This is a genomic window from Streptococcus sp. 3613 (assembly GCF_013277375.1).
In the GTDB taxonomy this organism is placed as follows: domain Bacteria; phylum Bacillota; class Bacilli; order Lactobacillales; family Streptococcaceae; genus Streptococcus; species Streptococcus pseudopneumoniae.
Genome location: NZ_VMMV01000136.1, coordinates 1 through 2,132 on the forward strand (window position 1 = coordinate 1; position 2,132 = coordinate 2,132).

Below are 2,132 nucleotides of genomic sequence, written 5' to 3' on the forward strand. Positions count from 1 at the left end.
TATAACGCAGCGAAAGCGTGAGTGCTATGAGTAACCTTGAAAATCTAGCAAGAGCAATCGGTGAGGATGTCAAGGCTATCAAAGAAGACTCAGAGCTAAAGGATAGGGAGGTTAAGAAAAGACTGGACACCCTTGAGAGTAGACCGAAAGTCCATCCAGAAACCCTCGTTACAAAAGCGGAGCTGGAAGAGAAAGGCTACTTGACCTCCCACCAAGACTTGTCTACTTATGCCCAAAAATGGGAGTTGTACAATGATATCCCCATCAAGGCTAGGATTTCCGCCTTAGAAAATCGTCCATCATTCGATACGCTGACACCGACTCAACGGGATAGCTTAAAAGGGGATAATGGGCATAGTTTGAATGCCAGCGTTCGTATTGAGGGTTCTTATAAGAATGGCTCTACTAGCCGATTGAATTTGTTTGCGGATGTATTCTACGATGGCGAAGCAGTCACGAGCGGCTATACTCTTGATTATTACTACCGTGGTTTTGGCTATACAAACTGGCGTTCTTTGAGAAATCAGACCCCTGATTCAGCAGGAAAATTTGGCACATGGAGTGCTTCTCAGCGTTCTGGTGGTTGGTTTGAAGTTCGCATTGAAGTGAATTACAGAGGATTGAGAGCCTCTGCTTTTACCCATTTGGATAATGTCAACGATGGTGAACAAGGGCGAAGTGGAGTTCCAGGTCAGAACATTGTCAATCAGAACGGTTCGCAGGCACTCAACTATTGGGCCGGTACGCAAGAGCAGTACGATGCTATTACTACCAAAGACCCTCACACGATTTACGATATTTTTAAGTAGGTGAAGCTATGAGAGATAGAGTAAGAATCATGTTAGGAAGTAGAGAGATTGTCAAGCGCTATATTGGCGATAGGTTGGTGTGGTCGAGTGGACCGTCATTATTATTGGAAGTGTTAAACACAAGAATGTGGCAGTACTGGGGTGGGTACAATATTGATATTAAAGGTAATGATATTAAGGTTGCTGCTATACGATATGTACAACTCAATAATAGCAGATTAATAAGAATTCAGGCTGATATGTATAACCGAGGAGTCATATATCTAACTGGTACAAACTTAAGGGAGTATATAGGTACCGTTAATGTTAAGTTTTATAGAGAATAGAAAGGAAACAACACATGACACAATTTAATGAATTTATTATCGCTTTTGCGACAGGCTTTTTAGCAGTAGCAGTAGGCAGTATCGTGAAAATGGTGAAAGACTATCTTTTGCGAAAAGGCGGAGAGAAAGCGGTGATCATCGCTGAAATCCTAGCCAAGAACGCAGTTCATGCCGTTGAGCAGGTGGCTGCTGAGACAGGTTATAAAGGTGATGAAAAATTGGCACAGGCTCGCACTAAAATCCGGGCAGAGCTGACCAAATATAATATCAGTATGACCGATAAGGACTTGGATACCTTTGTGGAGTCCGCAGTGAAGCAGATGAACGATGCTTGGAGGGAGTAGGTATGGATATCGATACAAGCAGACTACGTACAGGCTTGCCCCAGGTTGGGGTACAGCCTTACCGACAAGTACATGCCCACTCAACAGGCAACCGCAACTCAACCGCTCAAAATGAGGCAGACTACCACTACAGAAAGAACCCTGAGCTTGGTTTCTTCTCTCATGTCGTTGGTAACGGCCGTGTCATGCAGGTCGGTCCTGTAAATAATGGTGCCTGGGACGTTGGGGGCGGTTGGAATGCGGAAAGCTATGCGGCAGTTGAATTGATTGAAAGCCATTCAACTAAAGAAGAATTCCTGACAGACTACCGCCTTTATATCGAACTCTTACGCAATCTAGCAGACGAAGCAGGTTTGCCGAAAACGCTTGATACAAGCAGTTTGGAAGGTATCAAAACACATGAATACTGTACCAATAACCAACCAGACAATCATTCAGACCACGTTGACCCGTATCCATATCTAGCCAAATGGGGCATTAGCCGTGAACAGTTCAAGCAGGATATTGAAAGTGGCTTGACAATTGAAACAGGATGGCAGAAGAACGATATAGGCTATTGGTATGTACACTCAGACGGCTCTTATCCAAAAGACAAGTTTGAGAAGGTCAATGGAACCTGGTATTACTTCGACGGCTCAGGCTACATGCTTGGA

General features: G+C 44.1%; 4 protein-coding genes. All 4 read left to right on the forward strand.

What is annotated here, in order from left to right; translation table 11 throughout:
• The first annotated feature begins 26 nt into the window (after positions 1 to 26).
• Positions 27 to 809: a hypothetical protein gene (locus HT708_RS11420; protein ID WP_000067166.1), complete on the forward strand. Its 783-nt coding sequence runs from the start codon at positions 27 to 29 to the stop codon at positions 807 to 809.
• Positions 810 to 817: 8 nt separating this feature from the next.
• Positions 818 to 1,135 (forward strand): hypothetical protein, encoded by a 318-nt coding sequence (locus HT708_RS11630; protein ID WP_001205653.1) that lies wholly within the window; start codon positions 818 to 820, stop codon positions 1,133 to 1,135.
• 14 nt (positions 1,136 to 1,149) lie between these two features.
• The gene (locus HT708_RS11425; protein ID WP_061470673.1) at positions 1,150 to 1,479 is read left to right on the forward strand and encodes a phage holin; all 330 of its coding nucleotides are present in this window, start codon (positions 1,150 to 1,152) and stop codon (positions 1,477 to 1,479) included.
• Positions 1,480 to 1,481: 2 nt separating this feature from the next.
• The coding region (locus tag HT708_RS11430; protein WP_172926408.1) for an N-acetylmuramoyl-L-alanine amidase family protein at positions 1,482 to 2,132 on the forward strand (651 nt) is incomplete at its 3' end.